This window comes from Mesorhizobium zhangyense (assembly GCF_011045115.1).
In the GTDB taxonomy this organism is placed as follows: domain Bacteria; phylum Pseudomonadota; class Alphaproteobacteria; order Rhizobiales; family Rhizobiaceae; genus Mesorhizobium_M; species Mesorhizobium_M zhangyense.
Genome location: NZ_JAAKZG010000059.1, coordinates 1 through 725, shown reverse-complemented (window position 1 = coordinate 725; position 725 = coordinate 1). Strand labels below are relative to the sequence as shown.

The 725-nt window shown below is 50.5% G+C and carries 1 protein-coding gene; it reads right to left on the bottom strand.

Going from position 1 to position 725, the window contains the following annotated elements; translation table 11 throughout:
- On the bottom strand, positions 1-513 hold a 513-nt coding region (locus G6N74_RS30445; RefSeq protein WP_376767774.1), incomplete at its 3' end, for a calcium-binding protein.
- Positions 514-725: the final 212 nt, after the last annotated feature.

Here is a 725-nt window from a genome sequence, read left to right as displayed (position 1 = left end):
GACGATGTCCGTGCCCTGGCCAGCATACTCGATCGTCCGGTCGCTCGTGGACGAGACGATATAAATGTCGTTGCCGGTTTGGCCCTGCATAACGTCGGCACCGCTGCCGCCGTCGATGTAATCGTTGCCGGCACCTCCGAAGGCGTCGTCATTTGCCGCGCCGAGCGAAATCACGTCGTTGAAATCACTTCCAAACGCGATGTCCCGGATGCCGCTGCCATTGATCGACTGTCCTGCTGAGGCATACACGTATACGTGGTAGTCTTCGGAGTATGTCTCAATTTCACCAGTGAAATCGTTCTCGACGGAGATGTCGTGCGCAAATACACCTCCATCCCAAACATCGAATTCAAATGAGAATGAAGTGGAATCGTAGAAGCTTTCGTGAAAGTAACTGTTGTCTTCCCAATATGCCTCAACATAACTGTCATCGTAGTAATCGCTAACATCTGTATTTATAGTGAGATAGCCATTCACGGAATCGAACGAGTAATCAGTGTAAACTCTTCCCATTGTAACCTTCCATCACTTCAGCCCGAATCTCGGCAATGTCCCTCTACCGCAACCGACAACGCTAGGCTGTCAGAATTGAGGCACCAACTTCAGCCTCTGATTTTATTGGAGTTTTTGCCTGTTTTTGTCCCACCCAAATCCACCCCCTTGGAAATCTTCGTTTCCGTCGCAACCGAAAGGTGACGAAGGGTGCCTTGCGGCAATGACGAACG